A 1908-nucleotide genomic window follows, 5' to 3' on the forward strand; every position below is an offset into this window, starting at 1 on the left:
CGCAACTCGGCCGCACCCGGCGCCCGCTCACCCCGCCGGGAGAGCAGCACCAGATGCCGCACCCCCCGCTCGGCCACCAGGTGCCGCGCCAGGATCGCCCCCAGCGTCCCCGTACCACCCGTGATCAGAACCGTGCCGTCCGGGTTCCACGGGTGCGCCTCGGACTGCGGCGGAACGGTCACCCGGGCCAACCGGGGGACGCGTATCGCGCCGTCCCGCAGGGCGAGTTGGGGCTCGCCCGTGGCGACGGCGGCGGCCAGGGCCGCCTCGGAGGCCACGGCGCCGTCGGTGTCCACGAGCACGATCCGGCCCGGAAACTCGTTCTGCGCCGAGCGGAGCAGACCCCAGACCGGGGCCGTCGCCAGGTCGGGTGTCTCCCCCTCCTCCACGGCCACCGCCCGACGCGTCAGGACCACCAGACGGACACCCTCACGGGACTCGTCCGCGAACCACCCCTGAACGACCGCCAGCGTCACGGCCAGGTCCCCCTCCGCGCGCAGCACCTCCCAGGCGGACTCGTCGGAGGCACCCGCCGTCGACGCGGGCCATTCGACGGCGAAGAGGGTGTCCCGGCCGACGGCGGGTACGGCTCCCAGCTGCTCGGCCCGGACCGGCCGGGTGATCAGCGAGGCGACCGAGACCACGGGCCGGCCCTCGGGGTCGGCGGCCTCCAGGGCGTAGGTGTCCGGCCCGGTGGCGGTGACCCGCACCCGCAGCTCGGTCGCGGCCGAGGCGTGCAGGGTGACGCCCCGGTAGGCGAAGGGCAGCCGGCGGACGCCGGCACCGCTCGGGTCTCCGTCCGCGCCGCCGTCCGTGCCGCCGTCGAGGGCGGGAAGCTGGGCGGCCGCGTCCAGCAGGGCGGGGTGCAGCCCGAACCGGGCGGCGTCGGCGGTGAGCTGCTCCGGGAGGGCGGCCGTCGCGTAGAGCGTCGACCCCTCCCGCCAGACCTCCCGCAGGCCCCGGAAGGCCGGCCCGTAGTCCAGACCGACGGCGGCCAGCAGCGCGTACGCCTCTTCCGGGGCGATGCGCTCGGCGGTGTCGGCGGGCGGCCAGGCGAAGAGCTCGGCGGCGACGGGCGCGGTGGAGAGCAGGCCGCTCGCGTGGCGGGTCCAGTCGCCGGAGGCTCCGGAGTGCGCCGACCGGTCGGCGGCGGAATCCGCCGATCGGTCGGCGTGCTCGCCACCGCCGGCCGGCGGGGCGGGACGCGAGTGGACGGTGACGGACCGCAGGCCGTTGCCGTCCGGCTCGCCCACGGCCACCTGGACCTGGAGCGCGCCGCGCTCGGGCAGGACGAGCGGGGCCTCGACGACCAGTTCGTCGAGCGCACTCGCCCCCACCTCGTCGCCGGCCCGGATCGCCAGCTCGACCAGGGCCGCGCCCGGCGCGAGCACCGTCCCGAGGGCAACGTGGTCGGCGAGCCACGGGTGGGTGGCCAGTGACAGGCTGCCCGTGAGCAGCAGGCCGGTGGAGTCGGCCGGGGCGACGACCGCGCCGAGCACGGGGTGCTCGACGGCAGCCAGGCCGAGGCCGCCGGCGTCACCGGTACGGGTCGCGGGCTCCAACCAGTAACGACGCCGCTGGAACGGATACGTCGGCAGATCCACCCGCGGACGCCGCCCACCACCGAACAACGCCGCCCAGTCGACCCGGTGACCCTGCACATGGATCCGCGCCAACGCCGCCACCGCCGTCCGCGACTCCCCACGATCCCGCCGCAACACCGCAGCCGTCACCGGCCCCTCAAGAACCCCCTCCACCAACGACGCCAGAGTCCCGTCCGGACCCAACTCCACGAACGTCGACACACCCTCCGCCGACAACGACCCCACCACATCCGCGAAACGCACCGCCTCACGAACCTGACGCACCCAATACCCCGGATCCGCCAACTCCCCACCCGAAGCAACC

At 75.8% G+C, this 1908-nt stretch carries 1 protein-coding gene; it reads right to left on the reverse strand.

All coding sequences use genetic code 11. The annotated features are described in order from the left end of the window. The coding region (locus PUR56_RS01435; RefSeq protein WP_329947511.1) for a polyketide synthase dehydratase domain-containing protein at window positions 1-1604 on the reverse strand (1604 nt) is incomplete at its 3' end. Between the last annotated feature and the right edge of the window lie 304 nt (window positions 1605-1908).

It is taken from the genome of Streptomyces sp. BE303, assembly GCF_036290945.1.
Lineage (GTDB): Bacteria > Actinomycetota > Actinomycetes > Streptomycetales > Streptomycetaceae > Kitasatospora.